The sequence below is a fragment of the Actinoplanes sp. NPDC026670 genome (genome assembly GCF_040638175.1).
Classification (GTDB): domain Bacteria; phylum Actinomycetota; class Actinomycetes; order Mycobacteriales; family Micromonosporaceae; genus Actinoplanes.
The window spans coordinates 1-26,552 of sequence record NZ_JBEZXU010000061.1; the positions used below are offsets into that span (position 1 = coordinate 1).

The window sequence follows — 26,552 nt, forward strand, 5'->3', positions numbered from 1 at the left end:
TCCCACCCATCCCTGAAAGAGATAGGCCGGGGTATTGCCATAATTGGCACTGGCTTATCAAGCACCCTGTTGAGTTCTCAAAGAACAACCGCACATCAAGATCCGAGCCCTATCCGGACCCGCTCTTGAGGCAACCGCTCAAATGTACCCGGCCGTTTTCGCCGCACGGAGATTACCCCGCTGGCAACGCCCAAGTGTTTCCCCGCGATGCGGGAAGTGGCCTGGCAGACCGGCCTACGATCGCTTCGCGATCTAACCGCCCGGCTCCCTGCTGGCTTAGCCACTCTACCCGGCCGGCTTCGCAACCGCAAATCCAATTTCTTGGATCTTTTTGTCGCACCACCCGGTGTCGAGGTTGAGCATAACTCGCACTCGACGGCCCCCGTGGCACCTTCCGGATTGTCACTTTCGTGGCGCTCCGTGCCGGTTTCCCGCGGGCAGAGAGAAAGTTACGACACCCATGCCGCCTACTGCAAATCGACGATCGTGCTTGTGGAGCACGCCGACGCCACCCACGACGACGGCAACCCATGACAGAGTGGTGGTATGGCCACTTCTCCCACTCTGGCGGCCGATGCGGTCCTGGGCCTGCTCGTCCCGCTCTGGCAGTGGGCGATCGGGCTACTTGTGCTGGTCACGGTCGTGGTGTCGGCCCGGAGACTGCTGATGCGCGGCCCCACTCGGATGGGCGGCGCCCTGCTTCTGGCGGGCGTGGCGGTGGTCGCCCTGACAGCGATCAGCTATCTCGTCGGCAGTTTGTGACGCCGGATACACCTGAGATCCAGACGTCTTCCAGCGCTCACCCCCACCTCCACCCGCCCCCTACTCGGCGATCTTGTGGAGTTCGGGCCCACCTGTCTCGCGGAACTCCACAAGATCGGGCTCACCTGGGCGGAACTCCACAAGATCCGCGACATGGACGTGCTGGGTTAGTCACTGTCGCTCCGTTGCGCGAAGCGGCCCTGACCGGGAGGAAGTTAGGCGCCGAGCCTGCGGTTGGCGAGGCTCGGGACCTCGGTGCGGATCGTCTCCAGGCGATCCAGATCCAGGTCGGCGAAGGTGACCCCGGCGGTGTCGGGTGCCTGGGCGATCACTGTTCCCCACGGGTCGACGATCATGCTGCGGCCGAAGCAGGTGCGGCCCGGCTCGTGATCCCCGATCTGCCCGGCTGCGAGGACGTAGCACTGGTTCTCGATCGCCCGCGCCCGCAGCAGCACCTCCCAGTGGTCGCGACCGGTGTGCAGCATGAACGCCGCAGGCACCACGAGGATCCGGGCGCCGGCGATCGCGAGCCGCCGGTACAGCTCGGGGAACCGCAGGTCGTAGCAGATGCTCAGGCCGGTGGGCACGCCACCGATCTCGGCGACGACTGTGCTCTCACCGGGTGCCACGGTTCGCGACTCCTGGTAGGAGACCCGGCCCGCGATCTCCACGTCGTACAGATGGATCTTGCGGTAGATCGCCGCTCTTTCGCCCTCGGGCGAGAAGACCAGGGTGGTGTTGTAGGTGCGGTCGGCGTCCGGACCGGTCTCGTGGAAGGAACCGGCGTGCACCCAGAGACCGAGTTCGCGGGCCGCAGTCGCGAAGAAGCCGGCGAACTCGCCGTCGATCGGCTCCGGTTTCGGGGCGTCGGCGGAGCGGCCGAGAAAGTCGACGTACTCCGGCAGGACCGCGAACTCCGCGCCGCCGGCGGCGGCGCGTTCGAGCAACGCACGAGCAACGGTGAGGTTGTGGGCACGGTCTTCCCGTGAGTTCAGCTGGCAGACGGCGACACGCATGGATCGAGCGTACGGCCACAAGTCCCCATCCGTGACGACGCGCACGACCTCCGGCTGGCTCTGACCGCTGTCAAAGGCGTGCCGAGGACAGCGGCGAGAGCCAGCTGGTCCGATCCGGTGACCGCACAGCCGGAGGCGGGATCCCGGCAGCCGGCCGGCCCACGCGATGCGAGCCGCGGCCGAGCGCCGGGCGGGCCCCGCCTGTCGTGCCTGCGCTGGAAACGACGCTGCCGTCGCCCGGTGAGGGCGACGGCAGCGTGACGAACCAGGGAGCCGGTCAGGCCGACTTCTCCTCGCGGTCCGGACGGCGACGGCGGCCGACGAACTCGCGCGGGACGATCGTCGGGATCACGTTTTCCACGACGACCTCGCGGGTGATCACGACACGGGCGGCATCAGGGTTGCTGGGCACCTCGAACATCACGTTCTGAAGCACCTCCTCCATGATCGCCCGGAGGCCACGGGCGCCGGTGCCCCGGAGCATGGCCTGGTCGGCGATGGCCTCCAGCGCGCCCTCGTCGAACTCCAGCTCCACGCCGTCGAGCTCGAAGAGACGCTGGTACTGCTTCACGTAGGCGTTCCGCGGCTCGGTCAGGATCTTGATGAGCGCGTCACGGTCGAGGTTACGGACCGTGGTGATCACCGGGAGGCGGCCGATGAACTCGGGGATCAGACCGAACTTGAGCATGTCCTCCGGCATGACCTTGCCGAAGATGTCGTCGGTGTTCCGCTCGGAGATCGACCGGAGGCGCGCGCCGAAGCCCACCCCGCTCTGCCCGACCCGCTGCTCGATGATCCGGTCCAGTCCGGCGAATGCGCCGCCCACGATGAACAGCACGTTCGTCGTGTCGATCTGGATGAACTCCTGGTGCGGGTGCTTGCGTCCGCCCTGCGGCGGGACGTTCGCGACCGTACCCTCAAGGATCTTGAGAAGGGCCTGTTGGACGCCCTCGCCGGAGACGTCCCGGGTGATCGACGGGTTTTCGCTCTTGCGGGCGATCTTGTCGACCTCGTCGATGTAGATGATGCCCTGCTCGGCCCGCTTGACGTCGTAGTCGGCGGCCTGGATGAGCTTGAGCAGGATGTTCTCGACGTCCTCGCCGACGTAGCCGGCCTCGGTGAGCGCGGTCGCGTCCGCGATGGCGAACGGAACGTTGAGCATGCGGGCCAGCGTCTGCGCCAGGTGCGTCTTACCGCAGCCGGTCGGGCCGATCAGCATGATGTTGGACTTGGCCACCTCGACATCGCTGCCCCCGCCGGGAGCGCCGTTCGACTCGGCCTGGATCCGCTTGTAGTGGTTGTAGACCGCGACGGAGAGTGCTCTCTTCGCCTGTTCCTGGCCAACGACGTAGTTGTCCAGGAACTGGCAGATCTCCATCGGCTTGGGAAGCTCTTCCCACTTCACCTCGCCGGTCTCAGCCAGCTCCTCTTCGATGATCTCGTTGCAGAGGTCGATGCACTCGTCGCAGATGTAGACCCCGGGGCCCGCGATGAGTTTCTTGACCTGCTTCTGCGACTTCCCACAGAAGGAGCACTTGAGTAGGTCGCCACCGTCGCCGATCCGTGCCACCTACGTTCTCCCTGCGTTCATTGGCCGGCCGTCGACCGGACCTTCTACGAGGACTGATTGCCTCGTTGCCATCTATCGTCCGCCGACCCGCCTACCTGAGGCTGCAGTCTCGACGTTACCCGCAAAGGGGCTGTTCTCCGACCCCCCAAAACGGGCGTGTCAGGGGTCGGCCAGTCTAGCGCCAGCCGGCCGGCCCCTGACACCGCACACCCAGGGTCAGACGCTTGCGGTCTGGAGGCTCTTCTTACGAGTCGCCAGAACGACGTCGACCAGCCCGTACTCCTTGGCCTCGTCGGCCGTCATGATCTTGTCGCGGTCGATGTCCTTGCGGACCTGCTCGACAGGCTTCGAAGAGTGGTGCGAAATCAGCTCCTCGAGCTGGGTCCGCATCCGCATGATCTCGCGCGCCTGGATCTCGATGTCCGACCCCTGGCCATACCCACCCTCGGTGGCCGGCTGGTGGATGATGATCCGCGAGTGCGGCAGCGCCATCCGCTTGCCCGGGGTGCCGCCGGCGAGCAGCACCGCGGCCGCGCTGGCCGCCTGGCCGAGGCAGACCGTGCTGATGTCGGGCCGCACATACTGCATGGTGTCGTAGATCGCGGTCATCGCGGTGAACGAGCCACCGGGCGAGTTGATGTACATCAGGATGTCGCGGTCCGGGTCGGTGCTCTCCAGCGTCAGCAGCTGGGCCATCACGTCGTTGGCCGACGCGTCGTCCACCTGCACGCCGAGGAAGATGATCCGGTCCTCGAACATCTTGTTGTACGGGTTGGACTCCTTGATGCCCCACGAGGTGCGCTCGGAGAACGAGGGCAGCACGTAGCGGTTGTGCACCGGAGCGAACCCGGGAGGCATGGAAAGGTCGGTCATGGTTCAGCTCCTCAGTTCAGCGTTCCGGCACCGTCCGGGACCTGCGTGGCCCCGGTGATCACCTTGTCGATGAAGCCATAGTCCTTCGCCTCGTCGGCCGTGAACCAGCGGTCCCGGTCGAAGTCGGCCGCGATCTGCTCCTGAGTCTGACCCGTGTGAAACGCGATCCGCTCCTGGAACATCCGCTTGGTGTAGAGCATCTGCTCCGCCTGGATGGCGATGTCGGCGGCGGTGCCACCCATGCCGCCGGACGGCTGGTGCATCATGATGCGCGCGTGCGGCAGGGCGAAACGCTTACCCGCGGTCCCGGCGCAGAGCAGGAACTGCCCCATCGAGGCAGCCATTCCCATCGCGACGGTCTGCACGTCGTTGTCGATGAACTGCATCGTGTCGTAGATGGCCATACCCGAGTAGACAGAGCCGCCCGGCGAGTTGATCCAGAGGTGGATGTCGGCCTCCGGATCCTCGGCGGAGAGCAGCAGCAGCTGCGCGCAGATGCGGTTGGCGCTCGCGTCGGTCACCTCGCTGCCGAGGAAGATGATTCGCTCCCGCAGCAGACGGTTGAAGACCGAGTCGTCGAGGTTGCCACTCAGGGTGTCACCGCCGCCGCGCCGCGACACGGGCCCGGTGGGGATGTGGAGATCGGTCATGGCAGCCCTTCACAGCTTGCTGTGTCGGCCGAGGGTCCGGCCGGCAGGTTGTCCGTCGTACGACCAACCTAACTGGTCGGATGCGCATCAGCTTCCCGCTCGGGCAGGTGTTCGCTGACAGCGCATCGGGTGGCCGTACCCCCGGAAAAGACACCGGCCACCGCGCACCGTGACCGGTGCGCGGTGGCCGGGTTGAAGCGACTCAGATCAGTGGTTGTGACCCGCGTGGTCGTCGCCGTCGCGCAGGTCGTCCAGCGACAGCGTGTTGCCCTCGGAGTCCTTCATCGTGACCTGCTCCATGACCGAGGCCAGCGCCTTGCCCCGGCGCACGTCGCCGAAGACGGCGGCCGCGGCGCCCGAGCGCACCAGCTGGTCGTAGTACTGCTGAGGCTGCATCTGGGCGCGCTGCGCCCGGTGCACGATCTCGTGGCCGAACTCGTCGTCGGTGACCTGAACGTCCTCGGCGTCGGCGATGGTGTCGAGCAGCAGCTGGATCCGGACGCCCTCCTCGGCGGCCTCGGTCAGCTCCTGGTCGATCTGCTCCTCGGTCTTCTCCTCGGAGGCGAGGTAGTCGGCCAGGGTCGCGCCGATCCGCTCCAGCTGGTCGGTCATGGCCTGCTTGCGGCCCTCGACCTCGTCCTTGACGACACCCTCCGGGGCGGGGATCTGAGCCGCCTCGACGAGCTGCTTGAGAGCCTCGTCACGGGCCGCGTAGATCTGCTCGACCTTCTTCACCTTGGTGATCCGGGTCTGCAGGTCCTCGCGGAGCTCGGCGAGGGTGTCGAACTCGCTCGCCAGCTGGGCGAAGTCGTCGTCGATCTCGGGGAGCTGCTTGTCCTTGACGCTCTTCACCACGACCTTCACCTCGGCGTCCCGGCCGGCGAAGTCGCCGCCCACGAGCTGGGTGGTGAAGGTGGCCTCCTCGTCGGCGGACAGGCCGACGAGCACCTCGTCGAGGCCCGGGAGCAGCTGCTTGCTGCCGACCTCGTGGGAGATGTTGGTGGCCGAGCCGCCCGGAACGTCCTCACCGTCGACGGTGGCGTTCAGGTCGAGCTGAACGTAGTCACCCTCCGCGGCGGCACGCTCGACGGTCTTCAGCGTCGCGAAGCGCTCACGCAGGCCGTTGATCTGCTCGTCGATCTCGCTGTCGCCGATCTCGACAGCCGGAACCTCGACGCTGATCCCGGCGAGGTCCGGAACGACGATCTCCGGGCGGACGTCGACCTCGGCCGTGAACTTCAGCGGCGCGTTGTCGGCGAACTCGGTGATCTCGACCTCGGGACGGCCGAGGGTCTTCACGTCGTGCTCCTGGACCGCGGCGAGGATCTGCTGCGGGATCGCCTCCTGAACAGCCTCGTTCAGAACGGCGCCACGGCCGACGCGCTGGTCGATCACCGCCGCCGGAACCTTGCCCTTGCGGAAGCCCGGCACCTGGACCTGCGCGCCGATCTCCCGGTACGCCTTCTGCAGGCTCGGCTTGAGCTCCTCGAACGGCACCTCGATGGCGAGCTTCACCCGAGTCGGGCTCAGAGTCTCGACGGTGCTCTTCACAGGCGTACTCCTTGTTGCTGCGGATGTTGGTGTCAGTCGGGGTGGCGGGATTTGAACCCACGGCCCCTCGCTCCCAAAGCGAGTGCGCTACCAAGCTGCGCCACACCCCGTGGCGTCGGCCAGTGTATGCGGTCCGCTCGCCTGCGTGTGCGCTGGAGTCACCTGCTGGGGAATCCGGTTCGCGCGGACGGTAGATGATTCAGTAAGCTGTGCAGGAGCCCCGAGGTTTTCGGGGGTCACGCGGGCGTAGCTCAATGGTAGAGCCTCAGTCTTCCAAACTGATTACGCGAGTTCGATTCTCGTCGCCCGCTCCAACATGAAGGCCCAGGTCAGCGGCGGTTTCGCTGGTCTGGGCCTTCGTCATTCACCCGCCCGGATGATCTTGCGTGCCATTAGCGTGCCATTAGGCGTCCGGGCTCGCGTCCCGCCTGCGCTTGCCGGACTTGGTGCCGCCTTCTGTCGGCTTGCTGCGCTTCGCGCGCTTGCCGCCGGCTTCCTTCGCCGGCTTGTCGGCCTTCCGGCCCTTGGTGATCCGCTTGTCCATCGTGTCGGCGATCTCGCGGTCCCGCTCGCTGGTCGCGTGCTGGTAGATCAAAGCCGCCCTCATGCTCGCGTGACCCATTCGGTGCATCAGCTCCCGCGTGCTGGCGCCGCTCGCCGCCGCGATGTTGTTGCCGGTGTGCCGGAGGTCATGGAAGTGGAATCCCGCTGGCATCCCCGCGTCCGCCAGCGACTTCGCCCACCTCACCGCCCGCCGGAAGTTGCCGGTTCGCAAGGGCATGTCCTTGTCGCCGGTGAAGACCAGCGCGTCCGGGTACGCGCCGGTGAACTTCCCCAAGTGGCTGATCAGCGCATTGCGGGCAACTGCCGGAAGAGCGACGACCCGGATTCCGGCCGCCGATTTCGGCGGGCCGAACTCCAGACCCGACTTCAAAGCCGCCAACTTCCTGGGTACGCGTACGGTCCCGACCGCCACATCGACGTCGCACCGCCGCAGCGCGGCCAACTCGCCCCACCGGAGCCGGAGAACGCAGCGACCGTGATCAACGCCACGTATCGGGGCGGCATGTGCTCGGCGAGCGCGAGGACCTGGGCGACGGTGGCGACCGGCCGCTCAGGGGTGTGATACCGGTCGTAACCAGGGATCCGACACGGGTTCTGCTTCAAGATCTCGTCTTCACGGACCGCGGTGTTGAGGATCGCCCGGAGCAGCGAATACGACTTCACCGCCTGTGGTTCGGTGGTGCCGCTGGCCAGCAGCTTGCCCCGCCACGAGCGGATCGTCTGCGGCTTGATGGCGCCAAGCGACAGGTGGCCGAGGATCGGCTCGATGTGCAGGCGGAACAGGTCCTCGTAGTTCTCGCGGGTGCGGGGTTGGAGCTTGCGGTGGGCGATCCACTCCTTGCCGTACCCGGAGAGGTGCACCTCGCCGGCTTCCGGTGCCTGCCACTCGCCGCGGATGATCTCCGACTCGATGAGGGTCAGCCACTGGGCCGCCAGCTTCTCGGTCTCGAAAGTGTGGTCGGCGTTGCGGGTGATCCCGTCGGGGCCGAGGTAGCGCGCCTGGTAGCGGCCCGAGGGCAGCTTGCGGATGTTGCCGAAACGGCGGTGGCGCTTCTGGTTGGCCATCAGTGGGCTCCCCGTACGTAGGCGCGGATGGCCGCCCGATCGGTCGGGGCGACGCGGTGGGAGTCGATGTAGTGGACGACCGCGGCCGGGTCGAAACGGACCAGGCGGCCGATCTTCACGAACTCGATACGACGCTCGGAGACGAGACGGCGCACGAATCTCGGTGTGGCACGAAGGCGAGCGGCGACCTCATCAGCGGTCAACAGCTCGTCATCCATTCGGGTCCTCCTCATTTCGGGATCAGGCGGCTTGCTGGGTTGGGACAGTTGCCGAAAGAGTTCTGATCTGGGCTCGCCAGCGGATTCGCTCGGAGACGGCCCGCAAGATCCGGTGTTCCAGCGGGAGGACGTCCGGGTCTTCCGGGCGGGCCAGCTCGAAGCGGTACCGGTCTTTCTCGTCCGGGCTCGTCTCCTGCTCGGTGTCGCCGCCCAGGGCCGCGCGGATCCACGCCCGGTTGTCGGCGCGGTGGTCGGCCAGCGTCTTGCCGGACCACTGCCGAGAGACCAGGACGCGGCGACCGGTGAAGCCGAGGGTGGCCCGCTGGTGGACCTTGCCGGTGCAGCGGCCGGGGACAAGGCCCGCCTTGGCACGGTCCGGCTGGACGCCGTAGAGCAGCCAGTTCGCGCATGTGGGCGAGCAGGGCAGGACGGCCAGCTCGGCGTGCAGGCGGTCGGCGTGCGCCTTCTGGGTGGCCGAGTTCGCCGGCGCGTGCTCGGTCAGGTCCTTGGTGACGTACTTCGTGACGTAGCGGATTGAGCGCTCGGCGTCCTTCGAGCCTTGGGCGATGCCGCGGGCGTCGACACGGCCCAACCTTGCGACGTACGCGGGGCGCGCGTCCGGGTCCTCCAAGGCGTCCAGCGCTTCGCCCCACGTCGGCAGGGTCTCGCCGGTCGACGGGTCGACGTAGCCGCCCAGGTCGGCACTCCAGATCGGCGGGCGATCAACGGTGTAGACGAACTCATCGAACGGGGGCCACCACACCTGGTGGTACGTCGCCGCCGCCACCTGGTTGACCAGGCGTCGGGGCAGGGTGCCCCGCACGGCGAAGTGCGCGTGCGGGGCGAGGCGGCGCTGGAGCTCAATGGCCCCGGCGTACTGGACGTTCCAGCCCGCGGCCCGGCGCAGGTTCTGCCACCAGCGGTCGAGCACCCGAGCGAAGTGGATCGCGTCGAGGGCCGCCCGCCGGTAGTCGTAGGCGGCCGGGTCGACGGGCGTGCCGAGCTTCGGGTCGTGCGGGTGGTGGCGCTCCCCGCAGGCGCACGGCACCACGTAGGCGCCGCGCCGCATGTGGGAGTGGACCTGTCCGTGCGAGTCGAGGGTCAGCGTGACCAGCATCGACGGGCGGTAGGTCTGGCCCGCCTTGCCCTGGAAGGAGCGGCCGACCGTACGCGGGTCGACGGGCAGTCGCGGCAGGTCCGGGGAGTCGTGTCGGCGCTTGGTCGAGCGGGCGCGGCGCGGGCGGTCGTCGCGTTCCTTCGGAGTCAGGTGACCACGTAGGTCTGTCTCGGCCAGGACCTCATCGACCCCAGCGATGCGGGCGTCCAGTTCGGCCAGTTGCTCGACGCGCTCGTCCGGGGTCATCGGCTGGTAGTGCACCGCGGCCCGGTCGAACTCCAGGTGAGCACGGGTCTTCACCAGGTCGAGGGCGTCCTCTCCCGGACGGTCGGGGCGGATTGCTGGCTCGTCTTCGAGGTGCCAGCCCTCGCGGATCTGCTGGATGCGGAGACGGCGGTTGCGTTCGGCGCAGGGCTTGCACTTGGCGGCCAGCCGGGCGCCGCACGGGATCTCGACGACCTCGGTCAGGCCGGTCACGGTGTCGGTGCGGCGGAGCGGGAGCGGGCGTACGCAGACGCCGTTCCGCTCGGCGAGCAGGGTCAGGGCCTCACGGGCGAGAGGCTGGCGCATCCGGGCCGCCCGAGAACCGGGACGGGGCTCGACGAGGGTCAGCGTGGGCTTTGGAGCTGGGTCGGTCACAGTGCGGCCTCACGGGGTCGAGTCGGGAACGCGGTCGCCGGAACGGGCACCAGGACCGGGCGAGGCCGAGTCGGCACCTCGCTGGCTTTCTGGTCGGGCGGTCCCAGGACCGGTGTCTCTTGGAGCGGCGTCTCCCTGGCCAGCGCGGATTGCTCGGCCAGCGGAGCCGGGGCGATCGGCATCGCTGGGCTGGTCGGCACCGCCGGAGCGGTCGGCGTCGCTGGGCTCGCTGACACGGCCGACGTAGCCGATGCGGCCGGGGCCGCCAGCGTGGACGGCGTGGCCGGGGTGATCGATGTCGCCGGGACGGCCGGAGCTGATGGTGCCGCCGCGGTGGTCGGCGCGCCGGCCAGGACGAGCTTGGACAGGCCGAGGAAGGCCAGGGCCGGGACGGCGGAGAGCAGCCAGCCCGACGGGCCGGGCTTGGCGACGGCGAGTTGTGCGGAGAGGGACAGGCCCGCGGCGCAGACGAGCAGGAACATCGGGTAGCCCACCGAGCCGCCGGTCCGGCGGCGCTGCCGGATCACCAGCAGCGCCGCCATCGGGATCAGCTCGGAGATCACCGCGTTCGCCCAGCCGAACCACTCCCCCGTACCCGCCGGGGAGTTGGCCATCGTCCAGTCCTTGACGTGGGTGAACGACGCGGCGCCGGCGAAGCCGCCGACCGTGAGCAGGATGGCGACGAGGAGCGCGCCCTCGATGCGCTTCATCGGTCACCGCCGCGGGCGTAGGTGGTGGCCAGCTCGGTGACGTCGTTGTCATCGAGGTAGGAGAAGCGGACCCGGACCGGTTCGCGGACGCCGTCGAGGACGACGTAACCAACGCCGGGTGACGTCTCCGGGATCAGGTCGCACACCGCTCCCCTGTCCCGCGCGCCATCGCCGAGGACCATGTCGGCCTGCTCCGGTTCGGTCATCCGCAGCGCGATCCGGGTCGGGAAGAGGTCGCGGAACGGCAGGACATCCTTGCGCGGGTCCTGCAATGCGGCGATCACGTGGACGCCGACCGCGCGGCCCTGGGACAGCAGCAGGCCCAGGGACTCGCGGATGCGGTCGCGGACCTTCCGGTCGGTCAGGTATGCGGTCAGCGCCGCCAGCTCGTCGACGACCACCACGATCAGCGGCTCGTCGACCGTCGGGGTGTGCTGGCGAGTGACGCCGCGGAGGCGGTTCGCCCGCTGGCGCATCCGCTTGACGGCCTCCTCCAGGACGCCGGCCATGCTGTCCGGGTCCTCGTAGGCGAAGCGGGTGAACAGCGGGACGCCCGCCGCCAGCTCCATGCCGCCCTTCGGGTCGAACGCCCACACCTCGACCAGGCCCGAGGCGATGCCACCGGCCAGCGAGCGCAGCACCGACCAGATCACCGAACCCTTGCCGGAGTTCGTGGCACCGGCGATCAGCACGTGCGAGCCGGTCAGCCTCAGGTGGTAGGCGGTGCCGTCTTCGCGTACGCCCAGGTTGAGGTTGGAAAGGTCCGGCGAAGCCGGGACCGGGAAGGGCCGCACCGTGCTGGTCAGCGGATCGCGGCGGGCGAAGTGCAGGACCACGCGGTCCGGGCGGTTGGTGGTGAAGGCGCGGGCCTCCCGAAGCTGGAAGGTGTACGCAAGACGCGGCGCGGCCTTCGCCCAGTCGTCGGGGTGCTGGCCGGGCAGCAGGCGAACCGTCACCCGGTCGCCCCAGCGGTTCGAGCGGACGCCGAGCAGGCGAGGCACCCAGCGGTCGCCGCCATGGACTCCGACCAGGCCGCACGCGGTCATGGCCGGAGTCCAGCCACGGCGGTAGATCCACAGGCGTCGGACCTGGGCGACCGCCGGGTACCAGCCGAATCGCAGCCAGGACGCCGGGTGCAGGCGCCACCAGGTGATGCCGACGGCGACGAGGCCGAGGACGACGCCCAGGAGCACCGGCCAGCCGTACGTCTCGGCGAGCCACCAGGACGCAACGACCGGGCCGGTGATCCACCAGTAGCGGGCCGCCAGGACGACCGTGCGGAACGCGCCCCGGGCCAACCACACGAAGAGGAGCAGCCAGCCCGGGATCCGCCACACCGGCAGGCGGGTGTTCAGCGGAGCGGTGGGGATCTTCTCCCCCGGGATCACGTTGATCAGCGGCATCCGCGCCACCCCCGACCGATCCGGGTCGGACGGCCCAGCGACCGCACGCACGACCGGCACGCCATGTGCCGCCGGTCGAAACTGCGAGGGGCGACCCAGGAGACACACCAGGGGCAGAGGTACGCCTCGACGACGCCCAACCCGGGACGTCCCGTGACTTGGTTAAGCAGCAGAGTGACCTGGACCTGAACCCGGCCACGACGGTCCTCGGAGCGACGGGCGTTCATGCCGCACCTCCGCCACGGATGCGCGCAGCCCGGTCCCGGGCCAGGGTCGCCAGCTCGGCCGCTTCCGGCACGGTGACGGCGACCCGGTCCAACAGGTCGGCCTTGCGGTCGAACCAGTCGGCCCGCTCAACAGCCGGGGTCGACAGGTTCGGCATGCTGCCCAGCAGGGCGGAAAGCTCGGTGGAGACGGTGGTCAGGTCGGTCATGACGGCCGCCGCCGGGCAGCCTGAACTACGGTGGGCACCAGGCCCTCCTTCGCAGTGAAGGGTTGAGGGGTCGCCGCGCGGGACGGGCCGGGACTCTTGGCGGGGAAACGGCCCGCCCGCGCATCCAGCGAGAAGCCGTCAAGCGGCAGCGCCGACGACGACGGGACGGATGGCGGTCGCGCGCAGCGAGTACGCCATCCGGGACTTGCAGGTGCCGGCGCCCTTGCAGCGCTGGGAGTCGACGTACGGCGTGAGCGTGAGCCCGTCGAACTCGATGGCCGGCGGGTAGCCAGGCACGGCCGAGGCTGGCGGGACCGGCTGATGCGGCGCGCAGATCTTGACCTTGACCTCGGTGGTACGCCCGAACTTGCCCGCGGCCGGGTCGAGGTCAAGGACTCGGACCACCCAGACGCGTTCGCTGGTCTCCTTGTCGCGGACCTGGTTGTCGGGATCGCTACGGCGCTCGAAGTCGACCGCGGCCTCTACCCCGAGGCAGAGCACACCCGCCGGAAAGACGTAGTCAAACGGCACAGGCACTTTCAACGTCAGCGGAACCATCCGAACCTGACCTCCTGATCGCACGGACGTCATCCTGACATCCGCTTATGCTTACAAGCTAGGCCAGCATGTAAGCATGAGCAAGCGCGCATGTCCGATCTTCAGATAGCGCTACGATCAATTGCGGCAGCACAGGCCTCGGAGACGAGTTCGCTTTTCGACAGCCTCCCGCCGACGCCGGCCATCCCTCCGCTCACGGCACCCACCCCACCGCTGGGCACTACTAGGAGTCACTAGACACTGGCCGGACGAAGGCCGCCGGAAGGCTTGCTCGCGCACCGCGGCGTCTACAAGATCAATCAGTAACCCAGAGCGGCAACCCGACCATCGTGTTCTGGTACGTCGATCAGCCGCCGACGTCATGTTCAGAAGGCGAAGCGGATCTCCAAGCTAACCGGGGTCCTCGATGTGAGTGAGCATGCTTAGCAGCATCCTGGGGATCCGCACAATGGCGTCGTCGAGCAAGTGTTCTACCGCTGTCGCGTAAGGCGAAGAGTTGACGTCAATCATCTTGGCCCAGTTCGCAGGTTCGTAGCGAGCCAGCGACGATAAAGCCAGCAGGGTCGACCACCACGCCAAAATCGGATGCAGCGGTCCTGGCATGGTTCCGACGGCGGGGGTGATGAATACCTCCGCGGAAACCTGGCCGCAGTAACGGGCGCCAAGCCGGGAGCCAGGCTTGATCACCGACGGGCGTTCGCCGTCGACCAGCTCGAACTGGACATCGAGGCTGGTGGCGAAGCCGTTGATGTTCCAGGCCACCTTCTGGCCGACCGTCCAGGACAAACCGCGCAGGGCCGGATACTGCGCGAAGTGCTTTGCCACCGCCTGCTTGTCCTGGCCGTACAGTCTCGGGACCGCGTTGCGGATCCAGCCCAATTCGGCTGTGTAAAGAGCGTGGTGCTGGGGCCACTCGCCCGGCCATAACATGATCGCGGAAAGTGTTTCGTCCGCATTGAGCGGAGCCTCGATCGACTCCGGGATCAGCGGCCATAGGGCTCCGAGCTGAACCTGCTCCTTGTCAACCAGCGGTGGGAAATCGAGCACCGTAGCCAGCGCTTGGAAGAGCCCGTCGCCGTTGGCGAACAACGCCACCTCAGGCAATGTCGACTTATCGGTCACCGCACTGAGTCCATGCCCCTGAACTCGCCAGTTTTGACCGATTCGGGGCGATGCCGCTACAACTGCGCGGGTTCCCTGTGACATCGCGTAGAACAATTGCAGCGGCCGGGTGGCGTAGTCGGCGCTGGCGCCAGCCTTGATGAACTGCTCGCACTGTTCGAGAGCAGCCTGGAACGTGGCACGTCGCGAACCCCGGCTGTTGGCGAACCCCGGCGGATCATGACGGAGGGAACGAAGGTCCCGCCATGTCGAGTCGCTCATGGAAGGCTCCTGGTGCCATTCTTCATCGGCGAACCTTAGGACAATCCGGCCTCCGCGGTCCACCGCAATAGCAAGCATGGCCACCCGCACCTACTGCCAGGGGACCCACCGAGCCCCCGGATAGGCCAGATCTTGCCATGCCAACGCGCCCACTTCCCTACCAGCGAGGGCCGACCTCACCTCGGTGCGACTAAAGGAAAGCGGTTCGAGCGAAAGCTCATCAAGAAAGGGCCATCACCTATAAGATTGGATGACTCAACATCACAGGCGAAGGGAAGTATCGCAATGATCGACGGTCCAGTCACTGCATTAATCGGCAATGGGCTTTCAATTGCATACAACCCAGGCATGTCATGCCCGGAGTTGACTAAATCTCTGTTGCCGCTTCTGGAGAACTCGCCGGGTGGCGATGACGTCAGAAGGGCATTGCATAACCTTGCCGACAAGATAACTGCAGGAACTGCGGATGGCGACGATTTCGAACAACTGCTAGGGCCGGTCGACGTTGCGGCCGGGGCCGTCTCGGCACTGGAGTCGCTTGCCGCCGCCTACAACGGCACAGGCGCCGCCTCCGGCGATCCACTTGTTCAAGCTTTAAGGATGTCAACGGAATTCGCGGACAAATTTTATCAAGTCGGCGTTTCTCACGTCCTGAAACTCGTGGACGAGCGCTCCCACGGCAAGGGGAACGATGTCGCGGATAAATTTTTTAGGGCGCTTGCGGAAGCCGCTGGAGATGGCTGCTGCCTCGCTACACTAAATTACGACAACCTACTTATATCCGGCGCATTAAGTCACTTCAGCCTAAAGAAGGACCTAGCAGACGGATTGGAGCCCGTTGAGTTTGAGCTAACCGCTGGCCACACTGCTAAAGGCTTCCGTTTACGCACCTCGCCATTCATCGACTCGCAGGCATGCGCAGTGCTCGCCCTTCATGGCTCTCTTAGCTGGCTACGCCGAGGCACCGAGTACGTCAAATTTGGAATGCCTTCCCTAAGGTATGACCCGGGATTTTGGGCTGACTGCATCGAGCAAAAAACAGACTGGCGGCCTGTTGTTGTATTAACGAATCAAAGCCAAAAGTCAATGCGAGTACTGGAGTACCCATTCAGTATGGCTTACCAGATGTTCACAGAGCGGCTGAAGCGGTCTTCTCGATGGCTGATCGGCGGATATGGATTTGGCGACCAATGCGTGAATCAAGTTCTCCGTCATGCATCCGAGTCGGCGACTCACGCCATAAACTGTTTGGTGGTTACTTACGGAGACCATCCAACTCAAGAAGTAATTGACGAGACACTTCAAGGAATACACGTCTCTGCATACCGGGGTGGCTTCTCGGCACTACTGACCGCCTCCGAATGGAGGGACTGGAAAGTCGTATAGTCGTGCGCCAACGATCTCCCAAGAAAGAAAACTTTATTTCGGGCATATTGGAGGTCATGCCCGGTCAAGGCAGAGGGTATGAATCCTCAATCTCGTGGCGACTGCCGGGCATCACGATCCGTGAGGTCAGAATCGGCGCACCCGAGGATTGATGGGCAGTGATGACCACGCTGATCACTGCTTCACCGGCTGGCACGTCCAAAGCTGCCGCCTCTGCATCGTCCGTCAAGCGCGCGGTCAAGCGCTCCGTCGCGTAGTCGGCCCGCAGGCTCTTCTTCGCCCGGATGTGCGCCAGGATGCTGCCGGTAATCGGCTCGGGGCGGATCACGTCAGTGCCGACCGCGATGTCTACCGGAACGAACGTCGAGATCAGGTCAATCGGGCCTGACGGTGAGACCGTCCGCCGGCGCCGCTCGTAGACCGGCGTTCCTTCCGGAATGCCGAGCGCAGCCGAGACCCAGGGTGCCGCTAGGACCGGGCCGACGTGCAGGATCTCCGTCTCGGCTGACTCGTCCAGGTCGATCGCGTCGCGCGCGTACTGCGGTGAGCTGCGCTCGGATGGCGGGCGCCCACGTACGAAGCTCCCCTTGCCCTGCTGGGATTCGATCCAGCCGTCCTGCTTGAGGATGCCCAGCGCCTTCAGCACCGTCGGGCGGGACACGTCGAACTCGGAGCACAGTTGGCTCTCGGACGGCAAGCCGGCGCCGGGAGCATAGGTCCCGTCCTCAATGCGGCCGCGCAGCGTGTTCAGCACACGCAGGTACTTCGGCGTCGGAATCTCGTACGCCATTGGGATCCACCCACCAGGCTCAATAGGTCACAACATGTTTTGACAGGACCATAAGCCCTGTAAGGACGACTGAACAAGACGGCTCAGTCGGTCGGGCTCGCGACACTCGTCGCGCTCTTCAACCAGCCGGACCAGACCTTCGGGGTGCCGACCCGTTCCGGACGCGAGGCGCCAGGCCAGCGGCGAGGCAGGCAGCCGTAGCGGCCGAACACCCGCAACGCAACCCGGCGAAGGCTGCACGGGTCCTCCTCACCGCAGACGGCGCACTGGTTGTCAGCGCTCGGCGCGGTGTGCCGGTCGAGCTGCTCCTGGGCGTAGTCGAGTTGCTCCTGGATGGCAGCGGTCAGAAAGACGGTCATCGGCTGTTCCCCGTTCTCGGGCCGCCGGGCCGGACGCAGCGAAGACCGTCCGCGCGTACGAAGATCTCCCGGCGCTCTATGGCGTTTCCGGCTTCGTCCAGGACGTAGCCGGTCAGCCACGTCCACCCGACGTAGGTCGGTTGTCGGCTTACTGAAATCACCCGGAAGACCAGGCCGCGCCCGTCGGCGAACTGCACCGAGGCGTACTTGTCGACGATCAGGACGTCACCCGGGCGCGGAGTCACAGGTCCTCCCAGCAGGGGTTGGAAGGGCACCGAGGCGGGCGGGCATGCGTGGTCGCCGGCACCCGCCCCGGTGCCGGCTTACGAGGCCGTCGCCACCGACGTGCCACGCCCACCGCAGTCCATGCAGGACCGGCGAGCAGGAACACGCGCCTCCTGACACGACTGCGCCACAACCCGCAGAGCGGTCCGGTGGGTCGTGTACTTCCAGCCCACGCCGGCGCACGAACGGCAGGCGGAGGTCGAGACGGAAGTGTCGGAAACGGTCATGGAGACAGGCTGTGGCCAAAACCTCCCGAGAACCCGGAAAATCATTCCGGGGTCGCCGATCTCGCATCGGGGAAGGTCAACGCATGCGTGGCATGAACATGAATCTGACGATCGGCGAGCGAGTCGCCTGGTACCGCCGCCGTCGCGGCCTGTCGCAGGAAGTCCTCGCCGGACTCATCGGCCGGACCGCGGACTGGCTCGGCAAGATCGAGAACAACCGGATCGAGCTGGACCGGCTGTCGGTCATCAAGTCCCTCGCCGATGTCCTGGACGTCTCACTCGGCGACCTGCTCGCGGAGCCGTCGCTCGTCGAGTGGAGCACCGAGAGCGGCATGGAGACTGTGCCGACTCTACGGGCGGCGCTCATGGAGTACCGAGCCATCACCTCGCTCGGCATTCCCGGCGCCGATTCGACGGCGCCGGACCTGGACGAACTCCGGCAGGAGACGGCCAGGTTGTGGACCGCTTACCAGGCATCCCGATTCGGGTACGTCACGGGGCAGCTGCCTGGACTCCTCGGTCGGGCACAGGCCGCCGCCGATTCACTCAACGGCCGCGCCCAGGAGGAAGCCCGTGGACTTCTGGGCCTGACCTACCAACTGGCAGCCACCCAGCTCACGAAGCTCGGCGAGACCGATCTCGCCTGGATCGCGGCCGACCGCGGGCTGTCCGTCGTGCGGCCCGTCGGCGACCCGGCCATCACCGGGTCGCTGTTCCGGTCTGTCAGCCATGCTCTCCTGTCGACCGGGCGATACCAGGACGCCGTCCGACTGACCACCGACGCCGCTGACTACATGGACCAGCACCTCACTGACGCCGGGCCGGAGCTGCTGTCCGTCTACGGGACGCTGCTGCTCGGCGGATCGGTAGCCGCCGCCAGGGCAAACGACGCCGGTACGGCTCGAACCTTCCTCACGGCCGCCGACGAGGCCTCGGTACGACTCGGCAAGGACGCCAACTACCTGTGGACGGCCTTCGGGCCGACCAATGTCGCCATCCACCGAGTCGCCACCGCCGGCGAACTCGGAAACGTCCAGGTCGCGATCGACCTCGGGCCGAGCCTCGACACCGCCGGCTTGCCGATGGAGCGCCGTGTCCGTCACGCCCTGGAGGTGTCGCGGGCATACGGAGCATGGAACCGCCAGGACGAAGCGCTGTCCGTTCTACTCGACGCCGAACAGATGGCACCCGAACAAGTGCGTCATCACTACCTCGGCCGCCAGCTCGTACTCACCTGGATCAGGCAGCAGCGCGGCAAGCCGTCAGCCGAGCTCGTCGGCCTGGCACGCCGTCTCCACGTGCTCGACTGATCCACTGGCCCTACGCTGCTCGATGTGAACGCATCCGAGATTCCCCCTATGGCCACTCCCCGCGTCGCCGCTGGCGCTCTCTTTTTCGACGATGACGGACGCGTCCTACTGGTCAAACCGTCGTATAAGGACGGATGGGATATTCCCGGTGGTTACGTCGAGCCGGGCGAATCTCCAAGAGCTGCCTGCATAAGAGAAGTCCGGGAGGAACTAGGAATCACAACCGAAATCAGACGCCATCTAGTTGTTGACTGGGCACCCGCCGAGGCCGAGGGAGACAAGATCCTATTCGTCTTTGACGGAGGGATCATGTTAGAAGAGGTCCAGCGTGAAATCACTCTTGATTCCGATGAACTAGATCAGTGGCGCTTTGTGACCATCAGCGACCTGGGCCAGCATCTTCCTGCTCGGCTCTCGCGCCGAATTCAAACGGCAGTTAGAGCAAGATCTCGCAACGAAGCCTCTTATGCCGAGCACGGCATCGAACCGGCGTGACCTTACCAATACCACACGAGGCACAGAGCGTATAGTGCAGCTCTCAGCGACCGAGTGCTCGAACCGCCATCAGCCTGTGCCGTCACCAAGATCCGCTTGCATGGATACGTTCGAGTACGATGTCCGACTGTGCTTCCTGGCCTGCAGTACACGGACTTTCATAAGTTTCTTGTCAGCATCGGTGGCCTGGTGTCGGCTGCCGGACTCGCGCTGCCGATTTTTCTCCTCCGGAGCCAGTCCTCACTCCTACTCACGGATGAACAGCTAAAAAAAGCAACCCCAGAGGCTGCGGCAGCTGTTCGGTCGCAACAAGGGCAGCTCGCATTCCTAATCTCAGCATGGCCATGGGTTAGCTTATCTCTCTTGTCTGTCGGCGCAATCCTAGTAATCGTAGGTGGTCGTGCCTGGCGAAAGCAGCAGCGCCGGATAGAAACGCGCGAAGAAGCAGAAATCGAGAAAATCAAGGCTGAGGGCGCCAAGGCACAACAAGAAACACTTGCGCTAGTGCAAGCCCAAGTTGCCACCGAGGAAGATGTCGCCGAACACAAAGCCGAGCAAGAAGAAATAGCAGAGGAGAAGCAGGCTGACAAAAACAGCGTCGCGGAGGAAGAGGGCCGCGATCATGTGCCGGACCGCAGAGAGCGCATGATTTCGTTCGAAAATAGCGTTGTCGAACGCGTCTCCAAACACTTTGGCTCGACAATGCAGTCGGTGGGAGACGTAAAGCTGGGGCCAGGAACCATTGCGGATGCTGTGCTCGTTTCAAAGGTGGATGATCTTCCCAATATCCTGCTCGAAGCACGCCTAGTAACCTCGCCCAATCCCGCCAAAATCCGAGCCTTGGTGCAGGACATGGTGGGGTGGTCGCTTGCCGCCACAGGAAAGGCTACACAGCTATTTGGCACTGACTTCCTACCTGTGATCATAATCGGCGTCGATGGCGATGAAGAGACCACGCAACAGCTTCGCCATATCGCGGCGGAGGAAGCAGCCAGAATCGTTGACTACCCGAAGACTCTGGTACTACTACTTACTCCTGAGTCACCAGTGAGGCTTACGCGCATCGACGCCGCGCCAGCAGCACAGAAGGGCATCCACGTAATGTGAGACTCTATCCGACCATACCTTTAAAGGACAGAATTCGTGAGTGATTACAGCACCGCGACCACCATCAACGAATCACTTGAGCAGATAGGGCTTCACAGGGAGGAAATCACGAGCATCATACAGTCTCTCCCAGAGGACACCCTAGCATTGATGCTCTACGGAAGTCGCGCCCGCGGCGATTTCGTCGACAGCTCCGACTTCGACATACTTCGGCTATGCCAGCGAGACTTCCCCACCAAGAAATTCGGGCGCGTTTCGATAAGCTCCTACACGCATCAGCAGCTAGAAAGTGCAACTGGAACCTTATTTGGCACGCATTTGAAACGCGACGGCCGAGCCATATTCGACCCGAGCAGCCAACTCTCGAATATTGTTTCTAACCTTCAGCCGGCTATTCCGGCCGACCTTCTTCGGCGGGTTCGCCGATACAGTCAAATCCTTGGCGTCTCAGAGGCCGAGGCACACGAGTACTATCCCGGACTAGTCCGGCTCGGGCGTTACTTACTCAGAACGGCCATTTACGCTCAGGCTCTCGAGCTAGGCCGCCCGTGCTTCTCGGTCAGGGAACTCGCGAAAAGATTCGAAAAGCCGGAGTTGGAGACCTTACTTGCGTCTGATCCGGATGTTACAGGTCCCCCATCGCTCGCCCTTATGGCCGAGCTCAGAGATCGGCTGAAGGAAACCGTGGGAGAACCCCCTCCGATCCCGTTCCAGACACTTGCAGCGCTTGCAACTCATAAATGGGACACTGACCGCAGCATGGCCGCCCTCGCGATCCGTGCGGCCTCCGAGGATGGCGAAAGTCTGGACTACTCAGATCTCCCGAAGGTCCTACTTTGAATAGGGAGATCGCCGTCATCGGCGACATACATGGCAACATCGAGGCGCTGGACGGGATTCTCGCCGCGATCGAAGGCCAATGGACAGATTTGGTCTTTCTGGGCGACTATATAAATAGAGGCAGAAAAAGCGCCCAAGTTCTACAGCGGCTAATCGAATTATCCGCCAACAGCAAATCGGTCCACTGCCTAGCAGGGAACCATGAAGAAGAGTTCCTCAACCTCTTAGAAACCGGGAACATAATGCGGTTCCTACGAATCGGTGGGGCCGGAACCATCAATTCTTATCTAGAGACACCGGAGGGCGACCTAATCGAACGACTACGACGAGCCGTCCCTGGCACCCACCTTGAATTTTTAAGGAATCTCCCGAAATTCTACGTTTCGAAAGGTCTGATTGTCACCCATAAGCCCCCTCGACACATCTTGGAGCCGAACACCTACTACGTCCATGGCCATGTTCCACAGGCAAGCCTTTATCCAGAATTTGGAAAATACTCAGCCGCGATTGATACCGGATGCGGCACCCTCACAGGGGGCAGGCTGACCTGCCTCCTGTGGCCTAGCTTGCGAGTGATGCAGGTCAACTCCTCTGGAGCCTTGCTGTAACACTCTTGGAACCCAATTCAGAATTCGGAGGTCTGCGCTTTCAGCTGGGCGTTACCGACCACCTGAGAAAGAGCTCGCGCTCGGGCGATAGAGATGTCCGACTCAGTGTTTAGTCCCATCTTGCGCTGCACGACTGCCAAGTGATATCGAGCCCAGGCCTCGCCATTTGGATTCTTCATTGAAGCGAATAGGTCTGCAGACTCCTCCAAAAGTGCGAAAGCTTCCCTATCGTTGCCGATCGCTCCCATGACACGACCAAGTAGGTGCTTGGAAGAGGCAATCCCCTCCCTGTTCGAGTTCCGCTCATTCTCCTCCAGGGAACTCTCGGCGTACATCTGCGCTTGATCTAGCTGGCCATGTTCAATCATCATGCGGGCGACTTGAGTTTGACTCATTGCAATATTGTCAGGTACACCGAGCTGCTCGTTAAGGCGAAGCGCCTTGCTGTAAAACTTCTCTGCGCCCGAGTACTCCTCATTTGCTTCAAGGATCTCCCCTTTTGCGGCGTAGGCCGCAGCAAGCGCAGGTTTATCCTGCAGCGACTCAAGGATCACAATGGCCTCATTGCACTCTTCGAGCGCGGAATCCAAATTCCCTGACTTCTTATGAATTCTTGCCAAGTTTGTCAAGGAACGAGCCTGGCCAGCTCCGTCTCCGGAGCCCTGTCGAATCGAGAAGGCGCGGCGAAAAGAGTTCACCGCCACAACAGGATCGCCAGACCGGTCCGCCGTAATACCTAGATTGTCCAGCGCATATCCAAGAACATCTTGCGCATCGACGCCACCTGTATCCGCCGTCTGAATTGCTTCGTGAAGAGTCGCCTTTGATCCTCGGAGATCGCCCATCTTCCGCTGGGTAATGCCAATGCCGACCAAAATCCGAACCCGCTTATCAATGGTTGCGTCCGTATCATCAGCGCTAGCCAGTTGGTCAAGAATACGTCGATTTATCTCTAGCGACCTGGCTAGGCGCCCTGTTCGTCGCAGGAACCTCGCATACTTCTCCAGGCTAGCTACGTCATCATCTGCGATAGCCTTTGCGTAGGCTGCCTCAGCCTGAGTCATTAGCCCTTTAGCTTCATAGGACTCAGCATTAGCAAGAAATGAGGCAGTCTGCGGATTACTCTCGATCACATCGCTCGTATCCCGAACCTGCCTACTCGCTAAACTACGGCGAGATGCCTGCACCCCGCTCCGTCGCTCCCTCGCCCACCCATGCATTTTGGAACGCACTTCGTTTTTCAGGGCTTCAATGTCGTCGAAGGTCTTATACATAAGGAATCTAGAGTCCTCAAGTTCCTTCTTGAAGCTAAGAACCTTGCTTAACTGTTCTCCCGGATCTCTTAATTGCGCCTCAGGAACCCCCTTGAACAAAACCAGGATGTCCTGCATCGGCTGATCTTGGTCGGGAATCAACGACTTCGCTAGGTTAAATTCTTCCTCGGTCCCCGATGAAAATCGACCGTCAGAAGCGGGCTCAGTACCCCACCGGCTTCCAAGGATCAGAATCATATAATCAGACCTTCTTACAAGATCATTAATGATCTCTTGAGGCCTACCTACACCACCTGGAACATCCTCCCATCCGCGTGCAGAAAAGGCCGCCTCGATTTCGTTCATAAAGTGGCGATTGAAGTTCTCCACCTCGTCCCGAACGGCAGCCCGTTCGTCGGCGAGTCCTCCAGGGGAGGCGATAAACACCTCATACATTGATACCGATTTGACCACGAAGTACAGGCTAAGCCTCCGTGACTCCTAAGGCCAGCAGTGTAGGGCAAATTCAGCACAGGGCTTGGGTGCGCACCATCCTGACCGCTCATAGTTACCTGCGACGTCGGTCCTCGATGATTTGTCCCTGATTCATGGCGTGGATTCGCCGGGAATCACAGGTTGGTGCACAAGTACTGCCGAATTGATCTCTTCTGGATCAAGGCGCCGCGCAAGCGCGGCGCGGCCGGCGCACTCGGCCTGCTGGCGGCCTCCGGCCGGCATCGGCCGGCACGCCGGCCAATCCTTGACAGCGGTCGGGGCCGCCGGAACGCGTCGGCTGATACCTTGTGCTCCCGCACGAGGTGGAAGAGGCGTCGTGGGCAAATTCCTTGACCGGTTCCGTGGCCGCCATAACCACGTTGACGGCGAACCCGTGGAGCGGACGCAACAGTCCACTGACCTTTGTCATTGCTGTGGGCAGCCGAGAGACACTCATGATCGGCACGCCCGGTTCCGTCTGCCTGACCCAGTGCTCGATTCCCGCCGACAGCACCGGGCACGAGGTGCCTGGCTGAGTCATGCAGACCCGGATGTCTCGGTGATGATGCAGATCCCCGAGGTTGGCGCCTTCGTGCGGGCACTTCTCCCGGTGAAGCTGACTGGTGACTTCAGCGCCACGTTCGGAGTCTGGGTCGCTGTCGATCCGGCTGACCTCAAGCGTGCTTCCGCGGTGTGGTCGGAACCGGAGTACCAGGACCTACGGCTTCGAGGCTGGCTCGCGAACGCACTTCCGCTCTGGGGGTTGCTGTCTGCTCCGGTCGAACTGGAGGTACGCGACCCCGAGCAGACGCCATATTGCGCATCCAGTTCTGATCCGGGTCTGGCCAAGGTCCTTGCGGAGGTCTGGCCACATGAGGATGTGCTACCCGCGGTGCCATGAGTCCCACACCGGCCGAAGCGTAGTCCACATCTACTTCCGGGCAGGCCGGCAACGGGTATCCAGGCACCGCGATGTCCGGACGTACACCAGGCTGCCCCGCGGCAAAGGTCCGTGACGGGGCGCGGTGAAGTTGCTGCCGCGCCGCTTCGCGGCTTGCCACTGGCTCGCGTGGCCACCCTAGGCGGGGCGAGGGGCAGTGGTCCGGGACCATGGGCCGTGCCAGCAGCGTGCCATCTCACCGTGCCATTGACGGTCTCCAGCGGTCATGATCGGGTAGTCGGACGGGGCCCCTGAGCAGGCAATCCGGGCGGATCATGACAGCCGGTGGCGATCTTCCAAACTGATTACGCGAGTTCGATTCTCGTCGCCCGCTCCGACATGAAGGCCCAGGTCAGCGGTGGTTTCGCTGGTCTGGGCCTTCGTCATTCACCCGCCCGGATGATCTTGCGTGCCTTGCCTGTCGGGCCTCGGGTCCCAGCCGGTTCGTGAGGCCATGTCCTTGTCACCGGTTGAGGCCAGCGCCTCGGGCCGCCGCCGGAAGATCGACGGCCCGGGTTCCGGCGGGCCGAGCCCCACACTCTCTCTCAAAGTGCCGACTTCCCGGATACGCGCACGGGTCCCGGCCTTTCAATCGATGTCGCGCCGGAGGCCAGTCACGCCGGAGGCCGAAAACGCACCTTCCGTGACCAACACCACGTGGGCCGATGCGGATGACGGTGAGCGCGGGCGGTGGTGGATGTGCGGGGCGGGCCTACGCTCTCGGTGTGATGGGCGAGGACGGGCGGGGCTGGTCGTTCGCGGCGGCCCGGCAGGCTGCCCGGTTTGCGCTTGCGATGGAGATCCGGGGGCCCGCCGTCGAGCATGCGTTTGATGATGCCGGGACGCTCTGTGGCATCGATGAGCGGCGGGTCGACATCTTTCGGACGCTCTTCTCGCCCGGCGCGGAGCAGGCCGGCGCGGAGCAGGCCGGCGCGGAGCAGGCCGGCGCGGAGCAGGCCGGCGCGGAGCAGGTCTGTTCGGCCTGTCGGCGGCTCGCCGCGGAGGCGCCCACCATCCCGTCCGCTCAGGAGCGGCTCCATGAGCTGGTGTCGGGTGCGGCGCGTGGATATCTGCGGGACGAGTTGCTCGAAGCGCTGCGGCTCGGGGCCGATGTCCGGCTCTGGATCAACAGGCCGGGCGCTGACCTGGCGAAATCGTATGCCGGGCTCGATCGGCTCGTCGACGGGCGTGACACGGTCGCCGCGGCGCTGGACGGCGGTGCGCGGGCGGGCGTGGCGCTGGTCCGGCACGACCTCTGGGAGTTCGTCGTCGCGCTTCCCGAGGGTGGCCGGCCGACTGTCGGGCGGGGCATCGCCGACGAGGGCTGACGTTCGGGTGGACCCTGTGGACGGATGGCTGGTGGCCCGCCGGGGAACGGTTTAACCCGGAAGGACCGGCTGCGGACTGAATGTCCGACGCGCCCGGATTGACGAGCAATAGCGTTCGCCCCATTTGCCCCACGTGTAGAGGGAGTGGATGGATGAGGGTTCGTCACGTCTTGGGTGCTGTCGCTCTGGCCTCGCTTGCCGGGTGCTCCAGCCCGGCGCCGGCCGAGACCGCCGCGCCCGCGGCTCCGGAGGCGATCACCGTGTCGCCGGGGGCCCCGCGCGCCTGTAGCGACGTGTTCGTTCCGGACAAGCCGGTGGTCGGGTTCAACGCGGAGACCGGGTGCACCAACAAGGACGGTGCGGTTCAGTTCATCGGGGTGATCGACTGCGCCGACGGCACGAAACTCTGGCCGGTCGACGCGGCCACCGGTGCGCCGGCCGGGTTCGCGCGGGAGGACACCAACTTCAAGGTGGTCACCGGCGAGGTCGCCGCGGACAAGGGCTACAAGGAGGCGTACGAGGAATGTGTCGGCCCGGACGACGCCGTGCAGGTCAGCCCGGCACCCAGCGCCGCGAAGTAGACCGTTGGCGCGGGAGCGCCGGCGGGCCAGATGATG

The 26,552-nt window shown here is 64.7% G+C and carries 28 protein-coding genes and 2 tRNA genes; 11 read left to right on the forward strand and 19 right to left on the reverse strand.

The features are described 5' to 3' along the window. The first annotated feature begins 546 nt into the window (after nt 1–546). The gene (locus tag AB0E94_RS40030) at nt 547–762 is read left to right on the forward strand and encodes a hypothetical protein (RefSeq protein ID WP_317788126.1); all 216 of its coding nucleotides are present in this window, start codon (nt 547–549) and stop codon (nt 760–762) included. Nucleotides 763–977: 215 nt separating this feature from the next. On the opposite strand, the gene AB0E94_RS40035 is transcribed toward AB0E94_RS40030, so the two are convergent. The 6 genes from AB0E94_RS40035 to AB0E94_RS40060 form a co-directional block, all read right to left on the reverse strand. Continuing rightward, nucleotides 978–1,778, reverse strand: a complete 801-nt coding sequence (locus AB0E94_RS40035; protein ID WP_360337349.1) for a carbon-nitrogen hydrolase family protein — start codon at nt 1,776–1,778, stop codon at nt 978–980. Nucleotides 1,779–2,055: 277 nt separating this feature from the next. Next, on the reverse strand, nt 2,056–3,348 hold the full coding sequence (gene clpX, locus AB0E94_RS40040; RefSeq protein ID WP_109595800.1) for an ATP-dependent Clp protease ATP-binding subunit ClpX: 1,293 nt from the start codon (nt 3,346–3,348) through the stop codon (nt 2,056–2,058). 216 nt (nt 3,349–3,564) lie between these two features. Beyond that, nucleotides 3,565–4,221, reverse strand: coding sequence for an ATP-dependent Clp protease proteolytic subunit (locus tag AB0E94_RS40045; RefSeq protein ID WP_360337351.1), 657 nt, complete (start codon nt 4,219–4,221; stop codon nt 3,565–3,567). An 11-nt stretch (nt 4,222–4,232) separates the two neighbouring features. After that, nucleotides 4,233–4,871, reverse strand: coding sequence for an ATP-dependent Clp protease proteolytic subunit (locus AB0E94_RS40050; protein ID WP_360337353.1), 639 nt, complete (start codon nt 4,869–4,871; stop codon nt 4,233–4,235). 207 nt (nt 4,872–5,078) lie between these two features. Beyond that, the gene (tig, locus tag AB0E94_RS40055) at nt 5,079–6,422 is read right to left on the reverse strand and encodes a trigger factor (RefSeq protein ID WP_360337355.1); all 1,344 of its coding nucleotides are present in this window, start codon (nt 6,420–6,422) and stop codon (nt 5,079–5,081) included. Nucleotides 6,423–6,458: 36 nt separating this feature from the next. Next, nucleotides 6,459–6,532: transfer RNA gene (locus AB0E94_RS40060), tRNA-Pro, on the reverse strand. A 130-nt stretch (nt 6,533–6,662) separates the two neighbouring features. Between AB0E94_RS40060 and AB0E94_RS40065 the strand changes: the two genes are divergently transcribed. Beyond that, nucleotides 6,663–6,736, forward strand: a tRNA-Gly gene (locus tag AB0E94_RS40065). 89 nt (nt 6,737–6,825) lie between these two features. On the opposite strand, the gene AB0E94_RS40070 is transcribed toward AB0E94_RS40065, so the two are convergent. The 9 genes from AB0E94_RS40070 to AB0E94_RS40110 all read right to left on the reverse strand — a co-directional run bounded on the left by AB0E94_RS40070 (nt 6,826) and on the right by AB0E94_RS40110 (nt 14,512). Next, nucleotides 6,826–7,428 carry a tyrosine-type recombinase/integrase gene (locus AB0E94_RS40070; protein WP_360337357.1) on the reverse strand — a complete coding sequence of 201 codons (603 nt, stop codon included), beginning with the start codon at nt 7,426–7,428 and terminating at the stop codon, nt 6,826–6,828. After that, the gene (locus AB0E94_RS40075; protein WP_360337359.1) at nt 7,353–8,051 is read right to left on the reverse strand and encodes an N-terminal phage integrase SAM-like domain-containing protein; all 699 of its coding nucleotides are present in this window, start codon (nt 8,049–8,051) and stop codon (nt 7,353–7,355) included. Before AB0E94_RS40075 ends, AB0E94_RS40070 begins: the two co-directional genes overlap by 76 nt. Beyond that, nucleotides 8,051–8,269: a helix-turn-helix domain-containing protein gene (locus tag AB0E94_RS40080; RefSeq protein ID WP_092547429.1), complete on the reverse strand. Its 219-nt coding sequence runs from the start codon at nt 8,267–8,269 to the stop codon at nt 8,051–8,053. Before AB0E94_RS40080 ends, AB0E94_RS40075 begins: the two co-directional genes overlap by 1 nt. A gap of 22 nt (nt 8,270–8,291) precedes the next feature. Continuing rightward, entirely contained in the window at nt 8,292–9,956 is a 1,665-nt protein-coding gene (locus AB0E94_RS40085) for a replication initiator (protein ID WP_360337362.1), read from the reverse strand. A 65-nt stretch (nt 9,957–10,021) separates the two neighbouring features. Continuing rightward, nucleotides 10,022–10,735 (reverse strand): DUF2637 domain-containing protein, encoded by a 714-nt coding sequence (locus tag AB0E94_RS40090; RefSeq protein WP_360337364.1) that lies wholly within the window; start codon nt 10,733–10,735, stop codon nt 10,022–10,024. Continuing rightward, nucleotides 10,732–12,138, reverse strand: a complete 1,407-nt coding sequence (locus AB0E94_RS40095) for an FtsK/SpoIIIE domain-containing protein (RefSeq protein ID WP_360337366.1) — start codon at nt 12,136–12,138, stop codon at nt 10,732–10,734. Before AB0E94_RS40095 ends, AB0E94_RS40090 begins: the two co-directional genes overlap by 4 nt. Before the next feature lie 223 nt (nt 12,139–12,361). Continuing rightward, the gene (locus tag AB0E94_RS40100; protein ID WP_360337368.1) at nt 12,362–12,571 is read right to left on the reverse strand and encodes a hypothetical protein; all 210 of its coding nucleotides are present in this window, start codon (nt 12,569–12,571) and stop codon (nt 12,362–12,364) included. 138 nt (nt 12,572–12,709) lie between these two features. Further along, the gene (locus tag AB0E94_RS40105; protein WP_360337370.1) at nt 12,710–13,108 is read right to left on the reverse strand and encodes a hypothetical protein; all 399 of its coding nucleotides are present in this window, start codon (nt 13,106–13,108) and stop codon (nt 12,710–12,712) included. A gap of 411 nt (nt 13,109–13,519) precedes the next feature. Continuing rightward, a complete protein-coding gene (locus tag AB0E94_RS40110; protein ID WP_360337372.1) occupies nt 13,520–14,512 on the reverse strand; it encodes a YaaC family protein in 993 nt (330 codons plus the stop codon). Nucleotides 14,513–14,797: 285 nt separating this feature from the next. Here AB0E94_RS40110 and AB0E94_RS40115 point away from each other — a divergent pair, with 285 nt between their 5' ends. After that, complete coding sequence (locus AB0E94_RS40115) at nt 14,798–15,898, forward strand: hypothetical protein (RefSeq protein ID WP_360337374.1); 1,101 nt, start codon at nt 14,798–14,800, stop codon at nt 15,896–15,898. Nucleotides 15,899–15,962: 64 nt separating this feature from the next. Here the strand turns inward: AB0E94_RS40115 and AB0E94_RS40120 are convergent, their stop codons facing one another. From AB0E94_RS40120 to AB0E94_RS40130, 3 genes are all read right to left on the reverse strand, one after another. Next, nucleotides 15,963–16,688 (reverse strand): GntR family transcriptional regulator, encoded by a 726-nt coding sequence (locus tag AB0E94_RS40120; protein ID WP_360337376.1) that lies wholly within the window; start codon nt 16,686–16,688, stop codon nt 15,963–15,965. An 83-nt stretch (nt 16,689–16,771) separates the two neighbouring features. Beyond that, the gene (locus tag AB0E94_RS40125; RefSeq protein ID WP_360337378.1) at nt 16,772–17,047 is read right to left on the reverse strand and encodes a hypothetical protein; all 276 of its coding nucleotides are present in this window, start codon (nt 17,045–17,047) and stop codon (nt 16,772–16,774) included. After that, nucleotides 17,044–17,292 (reverse strand): hypothetical protein, encoded by a 249-nt coding sequence (locus AB0E94_RS40130; RefSeq protein ID WP_360337380.1) that lies wholly within the window; start codon nt 17,290–17,292, stop codon nt 17,044–17,046. The genes AB0E94_RS40125 and AB0E94_RS40130 overlap by 4 nt, the downstream gene beginning before the upstream one ends. A 350-nt stretch (nt 17,293–17,642) precedes the next feature. Here AB0E94_RS40130 and AB0E94_RS40135 point away from each other — a divergent pair, with 350 nt between their 5' ends. From AB0E94_RS40135 to AB0E94_RS40155, 5 genes are all read left to right on the forward strand, one after another. Further along, nucleotides 17,643–18,869 carry a helix-turn-helix transcriptional regulator gene (locus AB0E94_RS40135; RefSeq protein ID WP_360337382.1) on the forward strand — a complete coding sequence of 409 codons (1,227 nt, stop codon included), beginning with the start codon at nt 17,643–17,645 and terminating at the stop codon, nt 18,867–18,869. 24 nt (nt 18,870–18,893) lie between these two features. Next, nucleotides 18,894–19,364 (forward strand): NUDIX hydrolase, encoded by a 471-nt coding sequence (locus tag AB0E94_RS40140; protein ID WP_360337384.1) that lies wholly within the window; start codon nt 18,894–18,896, stop codon nt 19,362–19,364. A gap of 129 nt (nt 19,365–19,493) precedes the next feature. Continuing rightward, on the forward strand, nt 19,494–20,471 hold the full coding sequence (locus AB0E94_RS40145) for a hypothetical protein (protein ID WP_360337386.1): 978 nt from the start codon (nt 19,494–19,496) through the stop codon (nt 20,469–20,471). 36 nt (nt 20,472–20,507) lie between these two features. After that, nucleotides 20,508–21,311, forward strand: coding sequence for a nucleotidyltransferase domain-containing protein (locus AB0E94_RS40150; protein ID WP_360337388.1), 804 nt, complete (start codon nt 20,508–20,510; stop codon nt 21,309–21,311). Further along, entirely contained in the window at nt 21,308–21,919 is a 612-nt protein-coding gene (locus AB0E94_RS40155) for a metallophosphoesterase (protein ID WP_360337390.1), read from the forward strand. Before AB0E94_RS40150 ends, AB0E94_RS40155 begins: the two co-directional genes overlap by 4 nt. 17 nt (nt 21,920–21,936) lie before the next feature. Here the strand turns inward: AB0E94_RS40155 and AB0E94_RS40160 are convergent, their stop codons facing one another. Then, nucleotides 21,937–23,646, reverse strand: a complete 1,710-nt coding sequence (locus AB0E94_RS40160; protein WP_360337392.1) for a tetratricopeptide repeat protein — start codon at nt 23,644–23,646, stop codon at nt 21,937–21,939. 415 nt (nt 23,647–24,061) lie between these two features. Here AB0E94_RS40160 and AB0E94_RS40165 point away from each other — a divergent pair, with 415 nt between their 5' ends. The 3 genes from AB0E94_RS40165 to AB0E94_RS40175 all read left to right on the forward strand — a co-directional run bounded on the left by AB0E94_RS40165 (nt 24,062) and on the right by AB0E94_RS40175 (nt 26,516). Beyond that, nucleotides 24,062–24,568, forward strand: a complete 507-nt coding sequence (locus tag AB0E94_RS40165; protein WP_360337498.1) for a DUF2199 domain-containing protein — start codon at nt 24,062–24,064, stop codon at nt 24,566–24,568. 704 nt (nt 24,569–25,272) lie between these two features. Continuing rightward, nucleotides 25,273–25,935 (forward strand): hypothetical protein, encoded by a 663-nt coding sequence (locus tag AB0E94_RS40170; protein ID WP_360337394.1) that lies wholly within the window; start codon nt 25,273–25,275, stop codon nt 25,933–25,935. A gap of 152 nt (nt 25,936–26,087) precedes the next feature. After that, nucleotides 26,088–26,516 (forward strand): hypothetical protein, encoded by a 429-nt coding sequence (locus AB0E94_RS40175; RefSeq protein WP_360337396.1) that lies wholly within the window; start codon nt 26,088–26,090, stop codon nt 26,514–26,516. Nucleotides 26,517–26,552 lie beyond the last annotated feature (36 nt).

Excerpts from the sequence above, each read along its gene's own strand:
- AB0E94_RS40030 (WP_317788126.1), top strand. The coding sequence starts at position 547 with ATGGCCACTTCTCCCACTCTGGCGGCCGATGCGGTCCTGGGCCTGCTC.
- AB0E94_RS40035 (WP_360337349.1), bottom strand. The coding sequence starts at position 1,778 with ATGCGTGTCGCCGTCTGCCAGCTGAACTCACGGGAAGACCGTGCCCAC.
- AB0E94_RS40045 (WP_360337351.1), bottom strand. The coding sequence starts at position 4,221 with ATGACCGACCTTTCCATGCCTCCCGGGTTCGCTCCGGTGCACAACCGC.
- AB0E94_RS40050 (WP_360337353.1), bottom strand. The coding sequence starts at position 4,871 with ATGACCGATCTCCACATCCCCACCGGGCCCGTGTCGCGGCGCGGCGGC.
- AB0E94_RS40075 (WP_360337359.1), bottom strand. The coding sequence starts at position 8,051 with ATGGCCAACCAGAAGCGCCACCGCCGTTTCGGCAACATCCGCAAGCTG.
- AB0E94_RS40080 (WP_092547429.1), bottom strand. The coding sequence starts at position 8,269 with ATGGATGACGAGCTGTTGACCGCTGATGAGGTCGCCGCTCGCCTTCGT.
- AB0E94_RS40085 (WP_360337362.1), bottom strand. The coding sequence starts at position 9,956 with ATGCGCCAGCCTCTCGCCCGTGAGGCCCTGACCCTGCTCGCCGAGCGG.
- AB0E94_RS40090 (WP_360337364.1), bottom strand. The coding sequence starts at position 10,735 with ATGAAGCGCATCGAGGGCGCGCTCCTCGTCGCCATCCTGCTCACGGTC.
- AB0E94_RS40095 (WP_360337366.1), bottom strand. The coding sequence starts at position 12,138 with ATGCCGCTGATCAACGTGATCCCGGGGGAGAAGATCCCCACCGCTCCG.
- AB0E94_RS40100 (WP_360337368.1), bottom strand. The coding sequence starts at position 12,571 with ATGACCGACCTGACCACCGTCTCCACCGAGCTTTCCGCCCTGCTGGGC.
- AB0E94_RS40110 (WP_360337372.1), bottom strand. The coding sequence starts at position 14,512 with ATGAGCGACTCGACATGGCGGGACCTTCGTTCCCTCCGTCATGATCCG.
- AB0E94_RS40115 (WP_360337374.1), top strand. The coding sequence starts at position 14,798 with ATGATCGACGGTCCAGTCACTGCATTAATCGGCAATGGGCTTTCAATT.
- AB0E94_RS40120 (WP_360337376.1), bottom strand. The coding sequence starts at position 16,688 with ATGGCGTACGAGATTCCGACGCCGAAGTACCTGCGTGTGCTGAACACG.
- AB0E94_RS40125 (WP_360337378.1), bottom strand. The coding sequence starts at position 17,047 with ATGACCGTCTTTCTGACCGCTGCCATCCAGGAGCAACTCGACTACGCC.
- AB0E94_RS40135 (WP_360337382.1), top strand. The coding sequence starts at position 17,643 with ATGCGTGGCATGAACATGAATCTGACGATCGGCGAGCGAGTCGCCTGG.
- AB0E94_RS40170 (WP_360337394.1), top strand. The coding sequence starts at position 25,273 with ATGCGGATGACGGTGAGCGCGGGCGGTGGTGGATGTGCGGGGCGGGCC.
- AB0E94_RS40175 (WP_360337396.1), top strand. The coding sequence starts at position 26,088 with ATGAGGGTTCGTCACGTCTTGGGTGCTGTCGCTCTGGCCTCGCTTGCC.